We start from the raw sequence: 23194 nt of genomic DNA, 5'->3' as shown, positions 1-23194 counted from the left end.
CGGGGCAGGAGACAAGAGCTCCGGGAGGGGCCGGGAACCGGCCGGAGGAGGCCGCAAAACGGCCGGGAAATCCTCAAGAGGGGAGCAAGCCCCCCAGTTTGGCGACGCGCCGGGCATGACGCCCTCCTTCGAACGGGGTCGCCAGAAAAATGTCAACGCATTCCTTGGCCACCTCGGACCCCGTGGTGCGCCCCCCCAGAACCAGGATGTTGGCGTCATTATGCTGGCGGCACAGCCGCGCGCCATAGGCATCGTGGACCAGGGCCCCGCGCATGTCGGGGTGACGGTTGATGGCGATGGAAATGCCGATCCCCGTGCCGCACAGCAAAATGCCCCGGCTGGCCCGGCCGGCGCGCAAGGTTTCGGCCAGCAGGTCGGCCATGTCGGGATAGTCCACGGCGTCGGGTCCGGGCGTGCCGAGATCCAGAACGTCCACCCCCCGCGCCCGTAAATGAGCCGCCAGCATGGCCCGCATCTCGAGTGCGCCATGGTCGGAGGCCAGGGCCACCACTTCCGCCTTCATGATCTGTTTTCCCCTACACACTGCGGCCTGCCCTCTCCTGCCCCGACTGCCCCCGCCGTGCCGCCTTTAGAAGACTCGCGCGAGACTCCGGGCCCCTTCATTCCCCGGGGCACGCCTCAAAGCGAGGATGCGAGAGGAGAGGGCTGAGAACTGTAGCACAACGATGGAGCGCCGCAAAGCCACGAGCCCTCCACCACCCGCCGGGCGTGCTCATCCCTAGGAGCCAGCACCAAAGAATCGCATCCCTGCCAACACCACACGCATCCCACCGCTCCTGGATAAAAAACACTCAGTAAGCCTCCCGACTTTACCAAAAGATTACACCTTTTGTCTGGATATGAGGGGGAGACGCCATAATACCCTCCCACTCCTTGTGGCCCACCCGCCTATAATCAGACGGAAAACGCCCCTGTTGATTGACAAGCCACAAAGACTGAGGCAAACAGAGAGAGACCGGTAAAAAAATAAGCGCCATTGAGCAAAGAGGCGCAAGCCGGGCACGCTGTCTTCAACACATGATACAGCCGAAAGTAAGAGGAAAGATGGACGAAAAACCGGAGGCCCTGAGCAAGGATGACCTGCTGAAGATGGCGGTAAACGTTGTTTCCGCTTACGTCAGCAAGAACCCAACGCCGGCAACCCAGATCCCCGACCTGATCCAGACCACCTTCCAGGCCCTGACCGGCCTGGATGCGCCGCCGCAAGAGGTCCGGTCCGAGGCCGCCAAGCCCGCTGTTCCTATTAAAAAGTCAATCCAGAACGATCATCTGGTGTGCCTCGAGGACGGCAAGAAACTCAAGATGCTCAAGCGGCATCTGCGCACCAACTACAACATGACGCCGGAAGAATATCGGGCGAAGTGGGGGTTACCGCCGGACTACCCCATGGTGGCGCCCAACTATGCGCAGCAGCGCTCCGAGTTCGCCAAAAAGATCGGGCTTGGCCGCAAAGCCGCCGATTAAGCGACCCGGACCAAACAACCGGCGAAGCGGAATAGTTTTGGAAACACACGAGGCCCCGGGCGCTTCGCCCAGGGCTATCGTTGGGTTTTTTGCCCAGGCGTTGGCGGGGAAGGCTTACCGCCCGGGCGTCTCGTTCCGCGAGAGAATAAAGGCGAGCTTGCGCGCCGCATTGTGCTGAAGGGTGGTCAGGCTGGCCGAGGCCGGCCCCACCATCACCGCCTCTATACCGGTTTCGGCGTCGATCGCTGCCACGCGCATGTAGGCGCCGGACTGGCGGATTTCATAGAGAACCTCCCGAGGGCGGGAGGGCATGGAGGACTTAGCGGTCATCGGGCGATTCCCCTGGTGTGTTCCCAATCAGGCGCCCCGCCCCTCTCCTTTTCCCTTAAAGGAATGAGGGGTCTGGGGAGGCCCGCCTCCCCAGCCTTGCCTCTTGCCAGCGACGCCCTCAAGCACCCTCCATCATGCGAATAATGGCCGAGAAATCCAGCCCACTGTTGCCTTGCGCACAAAACAGGCTGTAGAGCGCCTCGGCCGCCGCCCCCAAGGGTATGGGCGCATCGGCTGCCGCGGCCGCCTCGCGCGCCAGCCGCAAGTCCTTGAGCATCATGGCCGCGGCAAAGCCCGGGGCATAGTCGCGGTTGGCCGGGGACGTCGGCACCGGTCCGGGCACCGGACAATAGCTGGTCATCGACCAACACTGCCCCGACGCCTTGGAACTGATGTCGAAGAGCTTCTGGGCATCGAGCCCCAGGCGCTTGGCCAAAGCAAAGGCCTCGCAGGTGCCAATCATCGAAATGGCCAGGAGCATGTTATTGCAAATCTTGGCCGCCTGCCCGGTGCCGGCGTCCCCGGCATGGACAATGGTCTTGCCCATGAGCGCCAGAAGGGGCCGGGCCCGCTCGACCGCCGCCTCGGGGCCGCCAACCATGAAGGTCAAGGTGGCGTTGGTTGCCCCGGCGACCCCGCCCGACACCGGCGCATCGACCATGGCGACCCCCGCCGCCTCGGCCTGGGCGGCGAGCAGGCGGGCGGTGTCCACGTCGATGGTGGAACAGTCGATGAGCAGGGATCCGGGCCGGGCAGCACGGATCACCCCGCCCTCGCCTTCCAGAACCGCCCGCACGTGCTTGCCGGCCGGCAGCATGGTGACCACCACGTCGGCCTGGGCGGCGGCGGCGGCCGGGCTGGCGGCGACGTGGGCACCGGCGGCCTGGGCGGCCTGGACGGCCTCGGCACTGAGGTCAAAGACATGCACCGGAGCCCCGGCCTTCAGCAGATTGCGCGCCATCGGCCCGCCCATGTTGCCAAGGCCGATAAAGGCGAGTGGGGGTCATGGTCGTCCTCCCTGTTTTTTTGTGGTGGCTTGAAGAGCAGTCCTGCGCCTCTTCCGGGCGTCAGGGGGCGAAAACAGCCTCGACCGTCTGGGACGCCACGGCCTCCAAGGAGGCGGGCGACCAGCGCGGGGTATTATCCTTGTCAATCAACACAGCGCGCACGCCTTCGTAAAAGTCGGGCAACCGGGTGATGCGCGTGGCGATGCGGTATTCCAGGTCCATGGCCGCATCGAAGGTCAAGGTGGCGCCCAGGCGCATCTGGTGCAGCGTGATCTTGGAGGCGGTGGGCGATTTGGCGAGGATCGTCTCGCAAGCGTCCTGGGCCCAGGGGTCGTTTTGGGCCTCCAGAACCGCAACGATGGCCTCGACACTGTCGGAGGCGAAACAGCGGTCGATCAACACGCGCTGCTCGTTGGTCAGGACGCCCGGGCCGGGATCGACGTGGTAATGGTTCAGCACCTGGGCGGGATGGGGGCTGCTCATGAGCGCCTGCTTGAGTTCGTCCAAGCGCTCGGCGGGGATGTGGTGGGTGGCAAGGCCCAGCGCCAGCAGGTCGGGGGCCTTGAGCCGGGCCCCGGTCAGAGCGAGCCACGTCCCGACCCGGCCCGGCAGGCGGGGCAAAAAGAAGGTTCCGCCCACGTCGGGGAACATGCCAATGCCGGTCTCGGGCATGGCGAAAACGGTGCGCTCGGTCACCACCCGGAAGCGGCCGTGCACCGAGATGCCAACGCCGCCCCCCATGGTGATGCCGTCCATCAGGGCGATGAACGGCTTCTCGTAGGTCTTGATCAGGCGGTTGAGGCGGTATTCCTCGGCAAAAAAGGCCTCGTTGTCGGCGAAGCGCCCATCGTGGACCGCCTCGGCCATGGCGCGCACGTCGCCCCCGGCGCAGAACGCCCGCTCCCCCGTGCCCTCGATGACCACAAGGCGCACATCGGGATCATCGGCCCACACGCGCAAGGCCGGATCGAGATGGCGGATCTTGGACAGCGTCAGGGCATTGTGCGCCTTCGGCCGGTTGAGGGTGACGCGGGCAACACCCTTTTCAACCGTAAACAGGATTTCATCGTAGGTCATCGAGGAGCGATCCGTGCGGCAAGGAGGGGAGGGTCAGTCGGCCAACAAGCGCCGGGCAATGATAACCCGCATGATCTCGTTGGTGCCTTCCAGGATGCGATGCACCCGCAAATCGCGCAAGAGCCGCTCGGCGGGATAGTCCTTGGTGTAACCGTAGCCCCCGAAGAGTTGCAGGGCCTCGTCGGCGACCTTAAAGCCCACGTCGGTCGCAAAGCGCTTGGCCATGGCACACCAGCGGGTGGCCTCGGGATGCTTGGCATCAAGATACCCGGCCGCCTTGTGCAACAGGGCCCGGGCCGCCTCCAGTTCGGTGGCCATGTCGGCCAGACGAAACTGGGTAGCCTGAAAGTCGGTGATCGCCCGGCCAAACTGCTTGCGCTCGCGGGCATAGGCCAGGGCCGCCTCCATGGCGCCGCGCGCGCCGCCCAGCGAGCAGGCCCCAATGTTCAAGCGCCCGCCGTCAAGGCCCATCATGGCAAAGCGGAAGCCCTCGCCCTCCTCGCCCAGCCGGTTGGCGACCGGAACCCGCACGCCATCGAACATCACCGCCGCCGTGGGCTGGCTGTTCCAGCCCATTTTGGCTTCCGACTTGCCAAAGGACAGGCCGGGCGTGCCCTTTTCCACCACCAAGGCGCTGATGCCGTGGGCGCCCTCGCCGCCGGTGCGGGCCATGACCACATAGACATCCGAGTGGCCGCCCCCCGAGATGAAGGCCTTCTGCCCGTCAAGCACATACACGTCGCCCTCGCGCCGGGCCCGGGTGCGCAAGGAGGCGGCATCCGAGCCAGCGCCGGGCTCGGTCAGACAGTAGGAGCCGAAGGTCTCCATACTCAAAAGGGAGGGCAGCAAGCGCTGGCGCAGGGCCTCGGGGGCAAAGGAATCGATGAGCCACGCCACCATGTTATGGATGGTCAGGTAAGCGGCTGTGGAAGGACAGGCGGTGGCCAATTCCTCGAAGATCAGGGCGGCGTCCAAGCGGGTGAGCCCGGATCCGCCCAGGTCCTCGCGGCAGTAGATGCCGGCAAAGCCAAGTGCCGCCGCCTGACGCAGGGTCTCGACGGGAAAGATCTTCTCCGCGTCCCAGGTGGCAGCATGGGGGCGCAATTCGGTCTCGGCGAAGGCCCGCGCCACGTCTTGGAACTGGCGCTGGTCCTCGTTGAGGTGAAGGGTCATGGGCTTCCTCCCGGGGCCTTGATTTTTGGCCCGGACTATAATCGGCCCTCGAAGGCAGGAAAAGCCGAAACTAACGCTTACGTAAACACCGCCACATCACCCTATTCATGCCATCGAAAAAGTTCACATTTTCACCGGATGAGGCTTGATTTCCGCAAGGCAGGCTCGCACAGTCGGGACCTCGCAGGCCGCGTTGGCCCGGAACAACAAAGGAAAATGGCGCATGTCGATCTCCAGCACTCACCCCGAAACCCTTGTCCTGCATGCCGGATATCGCGCCGACCCGACCACGGGAGCCGTGGCGGTTCCCCTCTACCAGACCACCTCCTACCAGTTCCGCGACACCGAGCACGCGGCCAATTTGTTTGGCCTCAAGGAACTGGGCAACATCTACACCCGCATCATGAACCCGACCACCGACGTCTTGGAGCAGCGGGTCGCGGCCCTGGAAGGGGGGGTGGCGGCGCTGGCGGTGGCGTCGGGGCAGGCGGCTAGCACCTTTTCCCTTCTCAACCTGTGCCGGGCCGGGGACAATTTCGTGACCTCGACCGACCTCTACGGCGGAACCTGGAACCTGTTTGCCAACACCTTTGCCCAGATGGGCATCGAAGCGCGATTCGTTGATCCCGCCGACCCCGAGGCCTTCCGCACCGCCACCGACGAGCGCACCCGAGCCTATTATGCCGAGACCTTGCCCAACCCCAAACTGCGGGTGTTCCCGATCCAGGAAGTGGCGGCGATCGGTCGTGAGCTGGGCGTGCCCCTGATCGTCGATAACACGGCAGCCCCCATCATCGCCCGGCCGCTGGCCCTGGGCGCCGCCGTGGTCGTGTACTCGGCGACCAAGTACCTGGGCGGCCACGGCACCAGCATCGGTGGCTTGATCGTCGATGGCGGCAATTTTGATTGGGAGGCCCACGCCCAGCGCTTCCCGACCCTGACCCAGCCCGACCCCAGCTATCACGGCGCGGTGTGGACCGAGGCGGTCAAGCCGCTGGGTCCCATTGCCTATATCCTGCGCGCGCGCGTCATCTTGCTGCGCGACATCGGCGCGGCGCTTAGCCCCTTCAACGCCTTCCAGATCCTCCAGGGCCTGGAGACGCTGCCCTTGCGCCTGCGCGCCCACAACGAAAACGCCGACAAGGTAGCCGCCTTCCTGGCCCAACACCCCAAGGTGACCAAGGTCATTCACCCCAGCTTGCAAACCGGCGAAGAGGCCCGTCGGCGCGATGCCGTGCTCAAGGGCGGCAACGGCGCCTTGCTGGGATTTGAGTTGACCGGAGGCCTGGAGGCCGGGCGCCGGTTCATTGACGCCCTGAAGTTGTTTTATCACGTGGCCAACATTGGCGATGCCCGCAGCCTCGCCATCCACCCGGCCTCAACCACCCACAGCCAACTCTCGCCTGAGGACCAGCTTGCATCGGGCGTTTCCGAGGGGTATGTCCGGCTGTCGATCGGCTTTGAGCATATCGACGACATTCTCGGTGACCTGAAGCAAGCGCTGGAGTCCCTGTGAACACACCGCATCCAAGCTCCGTGGGGAGCTTTCCCCGCACCCGCCTGCGCCGTTCGCGCCGGGACGACTGGTCCCGGCGTCTGGTGGCCGAAAACGTCCTGACGGTGAACGACCTGATCTGGCCGGTTTTCGTCGTCGAGGGCGAAGGCGTCCGCGAGCCCGTGACCAGCATGCCGGGCGTGGATCGGCTCTCCATCGACCTTCTGGTTGAGGCCGCGCGCGAGGCGCGCGACCTTGGCATTCCGGCCCTGGCTCTGTTCCCGTGCATCGACGCGGCGCTCAAGACGTCCGATGGACGCGAATCGGCCAACCCGGACAACTTGGTATGCCGGGCGGTGCGCGCCCTCAAGGCGGCGGTGCCCGACATCGGCCTTTGGTGTGATGTGGCCCTCGATCCGTTCAACTCCGATGGCCATGACGGGATCGTGCACGACGGGCAGATCCTCAACGATGAAACGGTCGAGGCCCTGTGCCGCCAGTCGGTGGTCCAGGCCCAGGCCGGCTGCGATGTCATTGCTCCCTCGGACATGATGGACGGCCGCATCGGCGCCATTCGCGAAGCGCTCGATGCCGCAGGCTTGCAGCATGTGCAGATTTGTTCCTATGCCGCCAAGTATGCCAGCGCCTTCTACGGCCCCTTCCGCGATGCGCTGGGGACCAAGGGAGCGCTCAAGGGCGACAAGAAGACCTACCAGATGAACCCGGCCAATACCGATGAGTCCCTGCGCGAAGTGGGCATGGACCTCCAGGAAGGCGCCGACATGGTCATGGTCAAGCCGGGCCTGCCGTATCTGGACATCATCCAGCGGGTCAAAACCACCTTTGCCGTGCCCACCTTTGCCTATCAGGTGAGCGGCGAGTACGCGATGCTGAAGGCCGCCATCAACAATGGTTGGCTCGACAACGACAAGGCGGTGCTCGAAACCCTGATGTGCTTCAAGCGCGCCGGGGCCGATGGCATCCTCACCTACTGCGCGGTCGAGGCGGCTCGTCTGCTGCGTCGCGGGTAAAAAACAAGGCTGGGGAGGCGGGGCCTCCCCAGACCCCTACGTTCCTTAGGGGGCGGCTGGGCAGGGGCGACCGCTTTTCCTGTGGGGGAAGGGCGGTTTTTTTTATGGGGTTCGGCAAGAGGGCCTCCGAACGATAGAAGAAGTGCACAGCGAAAAACGCCAAATAATACCGCTCGAAACCTTGGGGTAATAACGGTTTTTTCTTTAATAAACTAGCACGACGATTGACACACGAAGAGATTGAGGCAATACTCCTCGCCACGGACCCCAAGATAGTCCGGCAAGATAGTTCATCCTGGAGACCTACCATGAAGATCAGTGCTCGCAACGCCCTCAAGGGAAAAGTCGTGGAAATCGCCAAGGGGCAGATTGTCGCCAAGGTGAAGATCGACATCGGGGGCCAGAGCGTCACCTCCGTCGTCTCCGTGGAAGCCATTGACGATCTGGGCTTGACCGTCGGCGACGAAGTCTCGGCCATCATCAAGTCCACCGAAGTCATGCTGGCCAAGTAAGACTGGTAGGGGAGGCTCGTCCTCCCCCGCCCCCTCGGTTACACGGCCCGAAAGCGGTAACTTCGTTCCTCGGCCGGCGGCTCGGCCTGGAGATGGCGATAGTCGCCAAAGCGCACGAACTCCCGGGGCAGCGCCCCCGCCCGCAAGGCCGCCGCCAAGCCATCGGCATCACGCACGATCAGCCCCCCCATCCGCTCCACCCCATAGGCATGCAGGCGCGGCGACAGCGGCGTTCCCGGCCCAATCAAGGCAACACGGGCGCCTTGGGCCAAGCGCAGGACGCGCGGCAGCGTGCGATTGAGAAGACTCGACGAGGCCACCACCGCCCGCGCACAGCCGGGCAAGAGGGACTCCATGGCTGAGGGGGGAAATTCGCCGGGCCGGGGATTGGCCTCAATCACTTGAGGATGGGGCACGGTATCGGCCAAGCCCGGGAAAGCCCCCACCACGACCACCCGCCCCGCCTCGCCGCGCAAGCTTTCAGTCCCGTTGCCGGGCAAGGTCTCCAGGTCAACGCGATTGACATGGGCGTTGAGAGCCGCCACCGCGACGGCCATGTCCAGCGGGTCCCAGGAGCGGTACAACTCGGCCAACTGACGCAAGGAACGCCGGCGCAACTCGTCGAGCCGCCCTTGCAGGTCGCGCGACGCTCCCGAAAGATGGGCCAAGCCCACCCCGGCCGGCCCCTCGATCATCAACCAGCGCGGCCCGCACACAATGCGCCGCACCTCGTCCTGGGCCACCCCCAAAGAAAGATCATCATACAGCCGCTCGGGCCCCCACCACTGCCACAAGGCGCGCGGCGTGGGCAGTAAAAGGGTCCCGCGTGAGCCGGCCACCTCCAACCAGCGCTGCACGTCACCCCCCGACAGGGTGGTCAGCACCGGCATCCCCTGCTGCCCCGCTCCCTCCTCCAAGGTAGCCATCATCTCGCGCACTGCGCTTTCAAAGGCATTGAAGGGACTAAGGACCACCAGATCCACGTCGTCGCGCAGGGCGCGGCGCAGACTGCCCCCGGCGAGGCGCAGGGCGTGGGAGGGTGTTTCGGCGACGGACACGGTCCCGCTGGCCAGATCGGCAACCTGGATCACCCCGTCGCGCTCACGCTGAACGGCGCCGGCCACCTTGAAGCCGCGCTCGCGCAACGCACCGACAAACGCCTCCAGAACGTCCTCAACGGGCATGCCCGGTTCATGGAGGAGCACCCCGGCCCGAATCCAGGGAGCCTTGATCGGCTCGAACATGGCAGCCCCTCCCTCACAGCCCTGCCCTCTCCTGGGCAGGCTGGGACACTCTGCCCCAACAAAAGGCAATCATGACGGCAGAGCGGCGGCGAATCAAGGACGCGCCTCCCCGGTCTTCTATCCCGGCAAGAAAAGGCCGGGGAGGCACGGCCTCCCCAGACCCTTCGATCCCATCCAGACTCTAAGGGAGGATCGACTCCAAGACAGCGGCATAGTGGCAAACCGCCGCTGTCAGAACAAACCCATGCCAAATGGCTTTATGAAAGCTAAGGCGAGTCCAGAGATGAAAAATCACCCCGGTGGTGTACATCAGGCCGCCAATCAACAGCAAGACCAGGGCCGCCACGGGCAACGCGGCAATAATGGATCCGGCAGCGGCCAGTCCAAGCCAGCCCAAGGCCAGATAAAGGACCAAGGACAACCGCTCGAAGCGATCAGGCCACGACAGTTTCAGCACCAAACCGATCAGGGCGATGGTCCACACCACGCTTAACAGGGCGTAGCCCACCACCCCTCCCACACTGATCATGGCAAGGGGCGTGTAGGTCCCGGCGATCATGAGATAAATCGCGGCGTGATCGAAGCGCCTCAGCAGGTCCTTCCACCGTGGCGACATGCTTATGTTATATGCGGCCGAGAATCCAAAGGTGGCCATCAGTCCCAAGGCATAAATACTAGCCGCGACAACTAAAAGGGAATTTCCTGTAGGAATCACCAGCGAGAGCAAAACCACAATCGCGACAAGAGCTAGAGAAACACCGACCACATGGACAATCCCGTCCATCCAGCGCTCGGCCGTTGTATACTGCGTTTCCATGACAGACCTCCTTTCGAGGACGTCGTTCAGATGATCCCGGCCTTACCCGTCCCTTTGAAGAACCGCGACCACGCCCGGGATCCCTTTTCCCAGTAATATAGTTTACCATAGACTCGATCCCAAACCATGGGGGAAAGGACCGCAAAAAAAAGTGAGGAAAACCATGCGCCTGCGACACGCCCTCGGGGGACTCTTCTTGGTGTCCGCCGGCCTTCTTGCCCAGGCGCCGGTTGCCGCCGCGGCCACGCCCGACCCCGTCCCCCTCCTGAAATCCCGGGGCTGCGACACCCTCACCGGCCGCGTCGCCGCTCTCGAGGGCCCGGCCGTGTTGCTGCCCAGCTACGATCCCCCTCCGGCCGACCCCGCCCTGGCCGGCGCGGCCTTCACCTACGATAACGCCCTGGCCGTCCTGGCCCTGCTCGCCTGCGATGCGGTGCCCGAGGCGCGCCGGGTGGGCGAAGCCTTGCGCCGGGCCACCGTAAGCGACCGCGTCGCCCCGCCCTTGGGACGCCTGCGCAATGCCTACCGCGCCGGCCCCCAGCCCGAGACCCCGCCACCGCATGGCTGGTGGGATGCCACCCGTCAGGCGTGGCTGGAGGACGACACCCAAGTGGGCACGGCCACCGGCAACGTTGCCTGGGCCGGCCTCGCCCTGGTCGCCCTGGGCGAGGCCACCCACGACCCCGGCTTCACCGCCGCCGCCGCCCAACTCGGCCAGTGGATCATGACCCACACCCAAGACACCAAAGGTCCCGGCGGCTTCACCGGCGGTGTGCACGGCAACGACCAGGGGGCCCAACGCCTCACCTGGAAATCGACCGAACACGCCATCGACGCCGAAGCCCTGTTCCGCCGCCTGCTGGCCGTCGGCGCGCCCGGCCCCTGGGCCAAGGGCCGCGATCACGCCCGGGCTTTCGTGCAAGCCCTGTGGGACGAGCCCTCGGGCCACTTCCTCACCGGCACCACCCCGGATGGCGTCACCCCCAACACCGGCAGTTCGGGCCTTGATGCCCAACTCTGGGCCCAACTCCTGCCCGAGGCCCCACCCGCCTGGGCGCGGGCTCTCGACTACGCCCGCACCGCCCACGGTGTCCCCGGCGGCTACGCCTTCAACAACGACCGTGCCGGCTTGTGGACCGAGGGTACCGCCCAGGCCGCCCTCGCCCTCGCCGTCCGCGGCCGGCCGGCGAACGCCGAGATGGCGAGCGTTGCCGCGCAGATCAGTCCCACCGGGTATCTGTGGGCCACCCCGGAGGAGCGCCTTTCCACCGGTCTGGCCTTGGGGCCGGCGAGCACGACGGCTGATTTTTTTTATTATAAGATTCCTCATCTGGGCGCGACGGCCTGGGCGGTTCTGGCCGCCACCCGCTGGAACCCGTTCACCGGGCAGGCTCTTACTGTGGGGAGCCGATGACCTGGGAAGGGAAGGCCGGGGAGGCGCGGCCTCCCCAGACCCCTCGGGTCCTTGGGGTTCGCTTCTCTTGTGAGGATAACCATGCGCAAAGCTCTCTTGGCCCTGGCTCTGGGCCTTCCCCTGGTCAGCCTGCCGGCCCTGGCGGCCACGCCCGGTTTTGACTGCCTGGAGGCCAAGACTCCCGCCGAAATGCTGGTCTGCGCCGATGGCGGCTTGGCGTCGCGCGATACGGCCCTGACCGAGGCCTACAAGGCCAAGCGCGCCACCGCCGCCCCGGAGCAGGCCAAGGCGCTCCAGGCGGAGCAACGGGCTTGGTTGAAAGCTCGCGATACGGCTTGCCCTCTTCCCAAGGCCGCGTCGCCCGCCGACATCCCTCTTGCCCAGCTCTGGCAGGCCGCGCCTTGCCTCGCCCGGGTTTACGACGCCCGCCTCGCCGCCCTGGGGGCCGAGGTTCCCCCCACGGCGGCCCCGCCCCATCCCTTGCATCCGCTGTGCGTGGCCGCCGCCCTGCCCGGTTTTGGCGATGGCAGCTCCGCCCCCCTTCCCCTCAAGGCCTGCGCCCAGGGGAATGTCCAGAACCCGGTGTTTGAGGAGAGCGATGTCGTCAGCAGCGAAGGCACGCCCTGGGGACCCACCTGGGCTTGGTTCAGCTACCTGCCCTTGGGCCGGCTGGCCGATGGCCGCGATCTGATCTTGGCCCAGTATGACGGCGGCGGCACCGGGTCCTTCAGCAGCGTGGCCGCCCTGCGGCAAACCCCAGGGGCCCAGGGCGAGGTGATGCTCCAAGCCGAAATCCTGCGCGGCGGCGGCGATCGCTGCAACGGCGGCATCGACACCGCCACCCGCGAGGGCGACAGCGTGCGCCTTGAGCTGGCCCTGACGCCGCTCTCCCTGCTCTCCTTGATGGGCGTGCGGGCCGCCCAGGACGATAACGCTGCTGCCCTTGAGTTGCCTGACTGTGCGGCGTGCTGCGCAGCGACCGCCACCGTGCGCCATCCCCTGAACGGCGGGGGTGAAACCTTGATCAGCGTGGAGATCGGCGAGGACGCCGCTAGCTTTATCACCCTGCCGGGGGCCACTCAGGCGGAGCGGTGTTATCTGAAGGTCATTGCCCAACCAGGGGCCAAGACGTTCCAGACCCTGGATCCGGGGCAGGCCCTGGCCACGGCGGCGGCGTTTGATGCGTGTTTGGGGAAGTAAAAGAAACAAGGCCGGGGAGGCGCGGCCTCCCCAGACCCCTCGGCTTTTTTAGGCGTCGGCGAGGAGTTTGAGGCCGAGGGCGCCGAGGAAAAGGCCGGTAACGCGGTCCACAGTAGTCTTGGCCTTGAGATAGAGGGTGCGCACCGGGCCCGAGCCGCAGCCCAGGGCGACCAGGGAGTACCACCAGAGTTCGTTGAAAGAAACGATGGCGACCAGGGCGACGCTCATCCACAGGGGCGGCGCGGCGGGCAGCAGGGCGATAAAGATCGAGCCGAAGAACACCGCGACCTTTGGGTTAGCGATCTGGGTGAGAAAGCCCTTCACGAAGGGATTCTCGACACCGCGCTCGGTCGAGGGCTCCAGATCCAGGGGCTGGGCGGCATGACGGAAGGTCTGGAAGGCGATCCACAGCAAGAACAAGGCGCCCAGCACCTTCATGATCGTAAACGCCACCGGCACGGCATGAAACAACGAGGTCAGCCCCACCAACGCTCCAGTGGACCACACCACGGTCCCCGCCGCCAACCCCACGGCAATCTTCGCTCCCTCAGTACGCGACCGCGCGACCGCCGTGCGCGCCACAATAAGAAAGCTCGGCCCCGGCGAAATCACCGCCAACAACTGCACCACCCCAATGGACCCCAAAGTCCAAACGGCCTCCATCACACTCATAATCGCCCCCGCCCCCTTCATGGAGGGGTCGTGGGGAGGCAAGCCTCCCCAGCCTTCCTCTTTGCTATAAAGGCTTAGAAGCTCAAAGCCTTGACCATCACAACATGCGGCAACGCCGAAACCGCCTCAAGAACGGCCGCCGGCACCGGCCCATCGACCTGCACCAAGCAAATGGCCCGCCCGCCAACCGTCTCCCGCCCCAAATGGAACGAGGCAATGTTGATGCCCGCGTCGCCCAGCACCGAGCCCAGACGACCAATAAAGCCGGGCTGATCCTCGTTGACGACGTAAAGCATGTTCGGCGCCAACTCGGCCTCGACCGGGATGTCGTTGATGCGCACCAGACGCGGCAGGGCGCCGCCGAACAGCGAGCCTTCGACGCTGCGCACCTGACGCTCGGTCGTGACCTGAACCCGGATCAAGCTATGATAGTTGTTGCAGCTTTCGCTCTTGGTCTCCTTGACCTCGATGTTACGCTCGCGCGCGATCACCGGGGCGTTGACCATGTTGACCGAGTCCAGCAAAGGCGACAGCACGCCCTGAAGCACCACGGCGGTCAGCGGCTTGGTGTTCAGGTCGGCCACATCGCCCAGGTACTCGATCTGTACCGACTTGAGGCTGCTCTCGGTAATCTGGCCGGTAAACCCGCCCAGGTGTTCGCACAACTTCATGTAGGGGCGCAGGCGCGGGGCTTCCTCGGCCGTGACGGCAGCCATGTTAAGGGCGTTGGTCACGGCGCCGGTCAGCAGGTAGTCGCTGATCTGCTCGGCCACCTGGAGGGCGACGTTTTCCTGGGCCTCGTTGGTGGAGGCGCCGAGGTGAGGGGTACACACGACATTGTCGAGGCCAAACAGCGGGTTTTCCTTGGCCGGCTCCTGGGTGAACACGTCCAGAGCCGCCCCGGCGACCTGACCGCTTTCCAGGGCCTCCTTGAGGGCCGCCTCATCGACCAGACCGCCGCGCGCACAGTTGATGATGCGCACGCCGCGCTTCATGCGGGCGATGGCATCGGCATTGAGGATGCCGCGGGTCTTGTCGGTCAGAGGGGTGTGCAGGGTAATAATGTCGGCGCGCGCGATCAGATCGTCGAGTTCGACCTTTTCCACGCCCAGGGCCAAGGCGCGCTCGGGCGACAGGTAGGGGTCGAAGGCGATGACGCGCATGCGCAGAGCCACGGCGCGCTCGGCAACGATGGAGCCGATGTTGCCGCAGCCGATCAGGCCCAGAACCTTGTTGAACAGCTCCACGCCCATGAAGCGGCTCTTTYCCCACTTGCCGGCGTGGGTGGAGGCATTGGCCTGGGGAATCTGGCGGGCGAGCGCAAACATCATGGCGATGGTGTGCTCGGCGGTGGTGATGGCGTTGCCGTAGGGCGTGTTCATCACCACGACGCCGCGCTGGGTGGCGGCGGGGATATCCACGTTGTCCACGCCGATGCCGGCGCGACCGACCACCTTCAAGTTGGTCGCGGCTTCGAGGACCTGGGCCGTGACCTTGGTCTCGGAGCGGATGGCGAGGCCATCGTAATTGCCAATAATCGAAATCAGTTCGTCGGGCTTCAGGCCAATCTTGACGTCAACGTCGATGCCGCGATCGGTAAAAATCCCCACCGCGGTCGGGCTCAGCTTGTCGCTGACCAGAACCTTGGGCATGCGCCCCTCCTCCTCGTGACGATTAGGCAAGCGAGGATCCGGCCGGGAAGTCCCGCCGGATCCCCCGGATGGCCTTAAGCCTTGGCGAACTCGGCGCGAACGGTGGCCTCGGCCCAGTCGAGCCAGGGCAGCAAGGCCGCCATGTCGCTGGTCTCAACGGTGGCGCCGCCCCACAGACGCAGACCGGCCGGCGCGTCGCGGTAAGCGCCGATGTCGTAGGCCACGCCCTCGGCATCAAGCAAGGAGACGATGCGCTTGGCCGCCTTGGCCTGATCGTCGGCCGACAACTGGGTGAACCAGTCGGCAACCACCGTCAGGCAGATGGAGGTGGAGGAGCGGAAGGCCGCGTCCTTGGCCAGGAAGTCCACCCACGGCGTGCGCGCCACCCACTCGGACACCACGGCCAAGTTGGCCTGGGTGCGTTCGATCAAGCCCTTGAGCCCGCCAACCTGCTCGGCCCACTTAAGGCCGTCGAGGGCGTCCTCAACCACCAGCATGGACGGCGTGTTGATGGTCTCGCCCTGGAAGATTCCTTCCACCAGCTTGCCGCCCTTGGTCATGCGGAACAGCTTGGGCATGGGCCACGCCGGGGTGTAGCTCTCCAGGCGCTCGACGGCGCGCGGCGACAGAATCAAAATGCCGTGCTGCGCCTCGCCGCCCAGGACCTTCTGCCAGGAGTAGGTCACCACGTCGAGCTTGTCCCAGGGCAGGTCCATGGCGAACGCGGCCGAGGTGGCGTCACAAATCGTGAGGCCGGCGCGATCGCTCTTGATCCAGTCGCCATTGGGCACGCACACGCCCGAGGTCGTGCCGTTCCAGGTAAAGACCACGTCGCGGTCGCAATCGACCTGGGAGAGGTCGGGCAACGCACCGTAGGGAGCCTCGAACTTGCGCACGTCCGGCAGCTTGAGTTGCTTGACCACATCGGTCACCCAGCCGGAGCCGAAGCTTTCCCAGGCCAGCATGTCCACGCCGCGCGGACCCAGCAGGGACCACAGGGCCATTTCGACCGCACCCGTATCGGAGGCGGCGACGATAGCGATGCGATAGTCAGCCGGCAGCCCCAGCAGGGTGCGGCTCAGGGTCAGCACCTCGGCCAGCCGGGCTTTGCCGGGCTTGGCGCGGTGCGAGCGGCCCACCAGGGCGTTGGCCAGCGCCGCCGGCGTCCAGCCGGGACGCTTGGCGCACGGGCCCGAGGAAAAGTTCGGATTGGCCGGCCGCTGGGCCGGCTTCTGCACGTCGGACATGGATAAGGACTCCCTTCCTCACAGAAGGGTCGCGACCCGTTGGGGGATCGTGGCCCGTCGCAGTGATAGGGCCGTCCTCTGGATCAGGTCAAGAAAAGAGACGTGAGGGGTCTGGGGAGGCCGCGCCTCCCCGGCCTTCGCTTCAAAAAAGCAAGACTGGGGAGGCGCGGCCTCCCCAGACCCCTCGTTCCTTTGGGAGTCTCAAAAAGCTGCCCAGCATGGCTACTTTTTGGCCGCGCAGGTAGGGCATGGGATCGACGGGCTTGCCATTTTTGCGCACTTCGAAATGCAACTGGGGTCGGGCCACTCCCCCCGTTGCCCCAACGCGGGCGATTTCCTGGCCCCGGCGCACGGCCTGCCCTCGGGTGACAAGCAAATTAGAGTTGTGAATCTTGGTCGAAACGGCCTCAATCTCGGCATCCGACAAGGTATGGTCCGTGGGCTGCAACGTCACAGCCAGAGCCAAGGACTTCTTGCCGGCTTCCAGACGGTCGCCCTGATACACGTCGAACAGGCGGGCATCGACGATCAGGGCCTTGTCGGCAGCGCGGGCGGCGCGGACAACGGCGTCGGCGGGGACGGTGGCGTCCACGACGAAGGCGAAGTCGCGGCCCAGGGGCTGGAACGGGGACAGAGTCAGGGCCGGGCGGGTCCGGGTGGGCCGGGCCTTGGGCAGGGGCAGGGCGTCTAGGTCGATTTCGGCGCCGACCACTGGGCCTTTGACATCCAAGATCTCAAGAACCTTGGGGTGGACCTCGCCGAAGGTGGCCAGAACCTTGGGGCCCAGGCGCAGTTGGCCGGAGCGGCCCGGGTGGAACCACACCGGGGCGTCGGTCGTGACCTGGAGGTTGCCCACCGGCACGCCGGCCGCGTCGAGGGCGGCCAGGACGTCGGCCTTGGCGTCGAAGGCGTCCACGGGACGGGCTGGGCCGCTCCAGTGGCGCCCGACGCGGTTGCCGCCGCGCACGACAGCCGCGACCAGGGTCTGCTCGCCCGGTTCCCCGCCATGGAAGCGCGGGCCGATCTCGAACAGGCCGAGGTCGGGGGTGCCGCGTGCGGCGTTGCGGCCGATGGCGGCGATCAGGTTGGGCAGGCCCGAGGGGCGCATGACATCAAGGTCGGCGCTGATCGGGTTGGCGAGGCGCAGGGCCTCTTGGCCGCCGCCAAAGGCCTCGGCCCAGGCGGCGGGCAGGAAGGACCACGTGACGGCTTCGTAGAGCCCCCGGGTGGCGAGGCGGCGCTTGACCGCCAGGGTGCGGCGCTGGGCGGCGGTGAGGACCGGGCGCGGCTGGACCGGGCGGGGCAACGGAACGGCCGGCACGGCGTCGAAGCCATGCAGGCGGATCACTTCTTCCACCAGATCGTGTTCGCCGTGGAGGTCGATGCGCCAGGACGGCGGCGACACGGCCAGTACCGGGGTGCCCTGGTCTTCGACGGTGCAGCCCAGGGCTTCGAGCATACGAACCATGGCCGAGCGGGCAATCTCGACGCCGCCCAGGCGGCCGACGCGTTCGGGACGCAGGGCGATGGTGCGGGTCCAGGCCGGGGGAGCGCCGGCGATGACGAGGTCGGAGGGCTCGCCGCCGCACAGATCGAGGATCAGGCGGGTGGCCAGCTCGGCGCCCATCACGGCGCTTTCGGGATCCACACCGCGCTCGAAGCGGTAGCGCGCATCCGAGTCCAGGCCCAGGGCGCGGCCGGTGGCGGCGATGCGCTCGGGGGCGAAATAGGCCGACTCGACGAAGACGTTGACGGTTTCGGCGGTGCAGCCGCTGCCTTCGCCGCCCATGACGCCGGCGATGCCGAGCGCGTGGGCGTCATCGGCGATGACCACCATGGAGGGCGACAGGCGGTAGGTCTCACCATCCAGAGCCAGAACCTCCTCGCCCTCGCGACCAAAGCGGGCGGTGATGCCGCCGTGGAGGCGGTCGGCGTCGAAGACGTGCAGCGGGCGGGCGCGGTCGAGCGAGATCAGGTTGGTGATGTCCACCAAGGCGCTGATCGGGCGCAGGCCAACGGCGGTGAGCCGGGCCTTGAGCCAGTCCGGGCTTTCGCCATTACGCACGCCGCGAATCAGGCGGCCAACGAACATCGAGCAGCCGCCGCTTTCTTGGGTGTCCGCGGCGATGGTGACGCCGATCGGGCAAGGAAAGCGCCCGGGGATCGGCTGGACCGGGTCGGGCTTGAGCCGGCCAAGGCCGCTGGCCGCCAGATCGCGGGCGATGCCGCGCACGCCCAGGGCATCGGCGCGGTTGGGGGTAACGGCGATCTCGATGACGGGATCGACGGCCAGCACCGAGAGCAACGGCGCGCCGGTGGGGGCGTCCAGGGGCAGTTCCAAAATGCCGCCGTGTTCGTCGCCAAGACCCAGCTCCCGGGTCGAGCACATCATGCCCTGGCTTTCGATGCCCCGGATCTTGCCGGTCTTGAGCTTGTCGCCGGTGGCCGGGATGACGGTGCCGGGCAAAGCGAGGGCGACCTTGAGGCCGGTGCGGGCGTTGGGGGCGCCGCAGACGATTTGCAGGAGCCCCGTGCCCGAGTCCACTTTGCAGAGCTTGAGGCGGTCGGCGTCGGGATGGGGGCCGGCCTCAAGAATATGGCCAACCACAAAGGGGGCGAGGGGCGCGGCGGGATCCTCGACGCCTTCCACCTCCAGGCCCAGGGCGGTCAGGCGCTCGGCCACCGCCTGGACCGGGGCGTCGGTCTCCAGGTGCTCGCGCAGCCAGCCAAGGGTGAACTTCATCGGGACAGCCCTCCTTGCACGGTGGGAACATCAAGCGAGGCGAAGCCGTAGTGGCGCAGCCAGCGCAGGTCGGACTCGAAGAAGGTGCGCAGGTCGGGGATGCCGTATTTCAGCATGGCGATGCGCTCCAGGCCCATGCCGAAGGCAAAGCCCTGGTATTCCTCGGGATCCAGGCCGCAGGCCCGCAGGACGTTGGGGTGGACCATGCCGCAGCCCAGGATTTCCAGCCAATCGTCGCCGGCACCGATGCGCAGCTCGCCGCCCTTGCGCGAGCAGCCGATGTCCACCTCGGCCGAGGGTTCGGTGAAGGGGAAGAAGCTGGGGCGAAAGCGCATGGGCACCGCCTCGACCTCGAAGTAGGCCTCGACGAACTCGGACAGGCAGCCCTTGAGGTGGCCGAAGTGGGTGGCCTTGTCGATCACCAGTCCTTCGAACTGGTGGAACATCGGCGTGTGCGTCATATCGGAGTCGCAGCGATAGGTGCGCCCCGGGGCCAGAATGCGGATCGGCGGCTTCTGGCCCAGCATGGTGCGGATCTGCACCGGCGAGGTATGGGTGCGCAGCAGATGCCGGGTGCCGTCGGCCCGCCGGGGCAGGAAGAAGGTATCGTGCATATCGCGCGCCGGGTGGCCGGGCGGGAAGTTGAGGGCGGTGAAGTTATGGAAATCGTCTTCGATCTCCGGGCCCTCGGCCACCGCGAAGCCCATCTGGGCGAAGATGGCCACCACTTCTTCCCAGGTCTGGCTGATGGGGTGCAAGGCGCCGTCGGGCTCGTCGCGCGGCGCCAAGGTCACATCGACGCGCTCGCGGGCGAGGCGTTCAGAGAGGGCGGCATCGGCCAAGGTGGCCTTGCGGGCGTCGAGGGCGGCGGCGATCTCGTCTTTCAAGGCGTTGAGGGCCTGACCGGCGGTCTTGCGGGTCTCGGGGTCCATGCCGCCCAGGGTCTTCATCAAGGAAGTGACCTGCCCCTTCTTGCCCAGGGCAGAGACGCGCAGCGCCTCCAGGGCCTCCAGGGAGTCGGCGGCCGCGATGGCCGCGAGCAGGGAAGCGCGCAGGTCGGTGTCGGGGGTGTCCATGTGTCTCGTCCCGGAGTGGTCGCGCGAAGAGGAAAACAAAAAAAATGCGGGGTCCCGCCCGGCCGGCGGCCCCCGCATTTTCACCTGTCGATATGCCGTCAGGGCCCGGATCCCCGACCGCTGGGTCGGGCGGGCCCGGGCATCAGGCCGCGTCCTGGAGCGCCGCTTGGGCTTGGCTGACCAGGGCGGCAAACGCCTCGGGCTCGCGCACGGCGAGATCGGCCAGGATCTTGCGGTCCAGCTCGATGCCGGCCTTGTTGAGGCCGTCCATGAAACGGCTGTAGGTCAGGCCGTGCAGGCGGGCGCCGGCGTTGATACGCTGGATCCACAGGGCGCGGAACTCGCGCTTCTTGTTGCGGCGGTCGCGGTAGGCGTATTGCAGACCCTTCTCGACCTTTTCAATCGCAATGCGGTAGTTGGTCGAGTTACGGCCACGATAGCCCTTGGCCAGATCAAGAATTTTCTTGTGGCGGGCGTGATTGGTTTTGGCGTTTGTCGCGCGGGACATGCGAGAACTTCCTTCTGTCGCGGGGTCGTCAGATCATCACAGCAAGCCAGCGGCTCAACCGTAAGGCATGTACTTCTTGATGATCTTTTCGTCGGCGTCGCACAGAATGAAGGTGCCGCGCGCCTGGCGCTTCATCTTCGTGCCCTTGTTGGACAGCAGGTGGCTCTTGTAGCCGACCTTGACGCGGACCTTGCCGGTACCGGTGAGGCTGAAGCGCTTCTTCACCGCGCTCTTGGTCTTCATTTTGGGCATTTCAGGTTCCTTCTCTGGAGCCGATCCTGTTGGGACCGCCGATCGACGGGCCGCGCAGGGTCTGGAGGGACGGCTAGGCATGCCCGGGGCTTTGGCAACCCAAAAGCCCACCGCCGTGCCGCCCGGATTTCCTTGGGGACGAGGGGTTATACAGGTCCGGCCCTTTCGGTGCAAGGCCTGTCCAGAACGCGTGGAACARAKCGTCGATATCGTCTTGCCCCATAGCGGCCCGTCTGGCGGCAAGAGCGGTTCATGGCGCCAGCAGAAAGCTCGTGAATGACGTGATCGAAGCCGTCTTGCGTATCTTTAAGAGCGATGAGGGGGGTTTTCAATGGTGGGAGCGCCATTGCCGAGGGCGAAAAATGACTGACCGCCCCGCCAGGATCCAGCGCCTCCGCGCCAAGGGCTGGCGCATGCCGCCGGACACGGTCTACGTTGGGCGACCGACGATATGGGGGAACCATTTTGTGGTCGATCCCAGCCGAGCGGTTGATCACCCAGATTGGCGCCGTAACGTTGATTTCTGGAGCGTGTGGCCCGTCTCAGATGCCGCCACCGCCGTCCAGGCCTACCGCGAAATGGTGCTTGCTCAATGGTGGTTCCAAGAGCTCATTCCCGGGCTTCGCGGCAGAAATCTTGCCTGTTGGTGCCCACTGGACCAACCGTGTCATGCCGACGTTCTGTTGGAGATCGCTAATTCTCCGATCGGGAAGGACGTGACGAATGACTGAGTCATGCGGTGAAAACGAGAGCGACACCCCCCGCACCGTGGCGGGGGAGCGTCTTTACTCCGTCGAGCAAATCGCCTCGATGTACCGAATAGATCGGAGCACGGTGACGCACCACATGGACAAGGGCGATCTGCCGTATATGCTTTTTGGGCGACGGACCCGCCGATGCTCAGAGGCCGACCTTCGGGCCTTCGAGCAGGCGCTTCGCGTGCTGGCGGAGCGAGAGCGTGAGCAGAAAAATGGAGGCGGCACATGTCGCTCTACAAGCCACAGGGCTCGAAATTCTGGCACTTCGACTTCGTCCTCAGGGGCCGTCGTTTTCACGGATCTACTAAGACAGAGAGCAAAACGGCCGCCAGGGAGGTAGAAGCGCGGGAAAGGGAGATCGCAAGACGATCTCTCCTGCTAGGCGAGAGACCGAAAATCACTATTGATCAGTGTTTTGCTCGTTATTACCAAGAAGTTTCAGAGCACAAGCCTGTCGCTGGTGACGATTTTAGGGATATGGCCCGACTAATAAAGCTGCTCGGCCCATCAACATTCATGTCTGACATTGACGATGCCAAGGTGGCCAGCCTTGTTGCTCAACGCCGGGGCGCCCTTAAAAGGGGGAGGGGCACCGAAACGGTCTCAGCCCGCCGAGTGAACGCCGATGTGGAATTGCTCCGGCGCATTTGGCGTCGAGCCGCGCGCGTCTGGAAGGCCGACGTCGGCGCGATGCCGGATTGGGCGAGCCATCTCCTCCCTGTTTCCGACGAAAGAGTGCGGGAGCTGTCGGAAGACGAAGAAAAGCGCCTATTCGCAGCACTCAGGAGCGACTACCACCCACTGGTCTACACAGCCATGCGGCTCGGCATTCGCTGCGCCGGCCTGCGGGGGCTAACATGGGCCGACGTTGACCTGCCGAATGCTCGCAWTTTTTTCGTCAATAAAGGATCGGCGGGCCGACCAGGGCGCAGGGTCGCAAAGCCGATCCCGACCGACGTTCTCGCGGTTATCGCGGGAGAACTGGGAAAGCACTCAACTTACGTCTTCACTTACGAGGCTAAAAAGCAGCGGGGAGACCGGTGCCGAGGGGACCGCGTGCCGTTTACTCGCGACGGGTGGCGCAAGGCCTGGGCAGCGGCGCTTGAGGCTGCGGGAATTGACGATTTCCGATTCCACGATTTAAGGCACACCGCCGCAAGCCGGATTGTGCGGGCGACGGGGAACCTTAAGCTCGCTCAAGAACTCTTGGATCACACCACAATCACAATGACCGCTCGCTATGCCCACATCACGGATGATGAGCTGCGCCGGGGGCTAGAGGCTGCCTTGTCCCGAAAAACTCCCGAAGCCATTCCCGGGCCAACAAACAACGCGTTGATTGATAAGAAGAAACTGGCTTAGGCAGCAAAGTCCCAAAGCTGGCGCTCTACCTGGCTGAGCTACGCCCCGGCGACGACGGCACCGGCGGACCGTAAGATGTTTCGAGGCAAAAGGCAAGGGCGAGACATCGAACGAACACCCCTGGAAAGGAGGGGGCTGG

At 65.5% G+C, this 23194-nt stretch carries 23 protein-coding genes; 9 read left to right on the top strand and 14 right to left on the bottom strand.

All coding sequences use genetic code 11. From position 1 onward, the window contains the following. Positions 1-73 precede the first annotated feature (73 nt). Positions 74-523 (bottom strand): ribose 5-phosphate isomerase B, encoded by a 450-nt coding sequence (gene rpiB, locus RSPPHO_RS10885; protein ID WP_051013835.1) that lies wholly within the window; start codon positions 521-523, stop codon positions 74-76. A 542-nt stretch (positions 524-1065) separates the two neighbouring features. Here rpiB and RSPPHO_RS10880 point away from each other — a divergent pair. Then, a complete protein-coding gene (locus RSPPHO_RS10880; RefSeq protein ID WP_041795122.1) occupies positions 1066-1485 on the top strand; it encodes a Ros/MucR family transcriptional regulator in 420 nt (139 codons plus the stop codon). 114 nt (positions 1486-1599) lie between these two features. Here RSPPHO_RS10880 and RSPPHO_RS10875 read toward each other — a convergent pair whose 3' ends face one another. The 4 genes from RSPPHO_RS10875 to RSPPHO_RS10860 form a co-directional block, all read right to left on the bottom strand. Beyond that, positions 1600-1815, bottom strand: a complete 216-nt coding sequence (locus tag RSPPHO_RS10875; RefSeq protein WP_041795119.1) for a DUF6898 family protein — start codon at positions 1813-1815, stop codon at positions 1600-1602. 118 nt (positions 1816-1933) lie between these two features. Next, positions 1934-2803 carry a 3-hydroxyisobutyrate dehydrogenase gene (gene mmsB / locus RSPPHO_RS10870; RefSeq protein ID WP_277905328.1) on the bottom strand — a complete coding sequence of 290 codons (870 nt, stop codon included), beginning with the start codon at positions 2801-2803 and terminating at the stop codon, positions 1934-1936. A 79-nt stretch (positions 2804-2882) separates the two neighbouring features. Further along, positions 2883-3899, bottom strand: a complete 1017-nt coding sequence (locus tag RSPPHO_RS10865; RefSeq protein WP_014415293.1) for an enoyl-CoA hydratase/isomerase family protein — start codon at positions 3897-3899, stop codon at positions 2883-2885. A 33-nt stretch (positions 3900-3932) separates the two neighbouring features. Continuing rightward, positions 3933-5072: an acyl-CoA dehydrogenase family protein gene (locus tag RSPPHO_RS10860; RefSeq protein WP_014415292.1), complete on the bottom strand. Its 1140-nt coding sequence runs from the start codon at positions 5070-5072 to the stop codon at positions 3933-3935. Positions 5073-5295: 223 nt separating this feature from the next. On the opposite strand from RSPPHO_RS10860, the gene RSPPHO_RS10855 reads away from it, so the two are divergent. From RSPPHO_RS10855 to RSPPHO_RS10845, 3 genes are all read left to right on the top strand, one after another. Further along, the gene (locus tag RSPPHO_RS10855) at positions 5296-6588 is read left to right on the top strand and encodes an O-acetylhomoserine aminocarboxypropyltransferase/cysteine synthase family protein (protein ID WP_041795118.1); all 1293 of its coding nucleotides are present in this window, start codon (positions 5296-5298) and stop codon (positions 6586-6588) included. Continuing rightward, positions 6585-7598, top strand: coding sequence for a porphobilinogen synthase (hemB, locus tag RSPPHO_RS10850; RefSeq protein WP_014415290.1), 1014 nt, complete (start codon positions 6585-6587; stop codon positions 7596-7598). The genes RSPPHO_RS10855 and hemB overlap by 4 nt, the downstream gene beginning before the upstream one ends. 308 nt (positions 7599-7906) lie before the next feature. Beyond that, positions 7907-8110 carry a TOBE domain-containing protein gene (locus RSPPHO_RS10845; protein WP_041795116.1) on the top strand — a complete coding sequence of 68 codons (204 nt, stop codon included), beginning with the start codon at positions 7907-7909 and terminating at the stop codon, positions 8108-8110. A 38-nt stretch (positions 8111-8148) separates the two neighbouring features. Here RSPPHO_RS10845 and RSPPHO_RS10840 read toward each other — a convergent pair whose 3' ends face one another. Together RSPPHO_RS10840 and trhA are read right to left on the bottom strand one after the other, a co-directional pair. After that, on the bottom strand, positions 8149-9354 hold the full coding sequence (locus tag RSPPHO_RS10840; RefSeq protein ID WP_157879193.1) for a Rossmann-like domain-containing protein: 1206 nt from the start codon (positions 9352-9354) through the stop codon (positions 8149-8151). A gap of 181 nt (positions 9355-9535) precedes the next feature. Beyond that, the gene (gene trhA, locus RSPPHO_RS10835; RefSeq protein ID WP_014415287.1) at positions 9536-10171 is read right to left on the bottom strand and encodes a PAQR family membrane homeostasis protein TrhA; all 636 of its coding nucleotides are present in this window, start codon (positions 10169-10171) and stop codon (positions 9536-9538) included. 163 nt (positions 10172-10334) lie between these two features. On the opposite strand from trhA, the gene RSPPHO_RS10830 reads away from it, so the two are divergent. Both RSPPHO_RS10830 and RSPPHO_RS17875 read left to right on the top strand, forming a co-directional pair. After that, a complete protein-coding gene (locus RSPPHO_RS10830) occupies positions 10335-11585 on the top strand; it encodes a hypothetical protein (RefSeq protein WP_051013834.1) in 1251 nt (416 codons plus the stop codon). Between the two features lie 81 nt (positions 11586-11666). Further along, positions 11667-12785: a lysozyme inhibitor LprI family protein gene (locus tag RSPPHO_RS17875; protein ID WP_051013833.1), complete on the top strand. Its 1119-nt coding sequence runs from the start codon at positions 11667-11669 to the stop codon at positions 12783-12785. Between the two features lie 48 nt (positions 12786-12833). Here the strand turns inward: RSPPHO_RS17875 and RSPPHO_RS10820 are convergent, their stop codons facing one another. The 7 genes from RSPPHO_RS10820 to rpmI all read right to left on the bottom strand — a co-directional run bounded on the left by RSPPHO_RS10820 (position 12834) and on the right by rpmI (position 20935). Continuing rightward, positions 12834-13457 carry a LysE family translocator gene (locus RSPPHO_RS10820; protein WP_051014033.1) on the bottom strand — a complete coding sequence of 208 codons (624 nt, stop codon included), beginning with the start codon at positions 13455-13457 and terminating at the stop codon, positions 12834-12836. A 74-nt stretch (positions 13458-13531) separates the two neighbouring features. Beyond that, positions 13532-15109 (bottom strand): phosphoglycerate dehydrogenase, encoded by a 1578-nt coding sequence (gene serA / locus RSPPHO_RS10815; RefSeq protein WP_041795114.1) that lies wholly within the window; start codon positions 15107-15109, stop codon positions 13532-13534. Between the two features lie 74 nt (positions 15110-15183). After that, on the bottom strand, positions 15184-16356 hold the full coding sequence (locus RSPPHO_RS10810) for a phosphoserine transaminase (RefSeq protein ID WP_014415282.1): 1173 nt from the start codon (positions 16354-16356) through the stop codon (positions 15184-15186). A gap of 142 nt (positions 16357-16498) precedes the next feature. Then, positions 16499-19099 carry a phenylalanine--tRNA ligase subunit beta gene (pheT, locus tag RSPPHO_RS10805; protein ID WP_081581730.1) on the bottom strand — a complete coding sequence of 867 codons (2601 nt, stop codon included), beginning with the start codon at positions 19097-19099 and terminating at the stop codon, positions 16499-16501. Continuing rightward, positions 19096-20175 (bottom strand): phenylalanine--tRNA ligase subunit alpha, encoded by a 1080-nt coding sequence (gene pheS, locus RSPPHO_RS10800; RefSeq protein WP_041795111.1) that lies wholly within the window; start codon positions 20173-20175, stop codon positions 19096-19098. The genes pheT and pheS overlap by 4 nt, the downstream gene beginning before the upstream one ends. Positions 20176-20317: 142 nt before the next feature. Further along, positions 20318-20683, bottom strand: coding sequence for a 50S ribosomal protein L20 (gene rplT, locus RSPPHO_RS10795; protein ID WP_014415279.1), 366 nt, complete (start codon positions 20681-20683; stop codon positions 20318-20320). Between the two features lie 54 nt (positions 20684-20737). Beyond that, the gene (gene rpmI / locus RSPPHO_RS10790) at positions 20738-20935 is read right to left on the bottom strand and encodes a 50S ribosomal protein L35 (protein ID WP_041795109.1); all 198 of its coding nucleotides are present in this window, start codon (positions 20933-20935) and stop codon (positions 20738-20740) included. A 362-nt stretch (positions 20936-21297) separates the two neighbouring features. Here rpmI and RSPPHO_RS10785 point away from each other — a divergent pair, with 362 nt between their 5' ends. The 3 genes from RSPPHO_RS10785 to RSPPHO_RS10780 are packed head-to-tail and all read left to right on the top strand — an operon-like array spanning position 21298 to position 23055. Further along, positions 21298-21666 (top strand): DUF4326 domain-containing protein, encoded by a 369-nt coding sequence (locus tag RSPPHO_RS10785; protein WP_041797201.1) that lies wholly within the window; start codon positions 21298-21300, stop codon positions 21664-21666. Further along, the gene (locus tag RSPPHO_RS21975; RefSeq protein ID WP_081581729.1) at positions 21659-22033 is read left to right on the top strand and encodes a helix-turn-helix domain-containing protein; all 375 of its coding nucleotides are present in this window, start codon (positions 21659-21661) and stop codon (positions 22031-22033) included. The genes RSPPHO_RS10785 and RSPPHO_RS21975 overlap by 8 nt, the downstream gene beginning before the upstream one ends. Continuing rightward, a complete protein-coding gene (locus RSPPHO_RS10780) occupies positions 21919-23055 on the top strand; it encodes a site-specific integrase (protein ID WP_051013831.1) in 1137 nt (378 codons plus the stop codon). The genes RSPPHO_RS21975 and RSPPHO_RS10780 overlap by 115 nt, the downstream gene beginning before the upstream one ends. Positions 23056-23194 lie beyond the last annotated feature (139 nt).

It is taken from the genome of Pararhodospirillum photometricum DSM 122, assembly GCF_000284415.1.
In the GTDB taxonomy this organism is placed as follows: domain Bacteria; phylum Pseudomonadota; class Alphaproteobacteria; order Rhodospirillales; family Rhodospirillaceae; genus Pararhodospirillum; species Pararhodospirillum photometricum.
The sequence above is the reverse complement of the archived record's forward strand: the minus strand, read 5'-3'. Positions and strand labels throughout refer to the sequence as shown.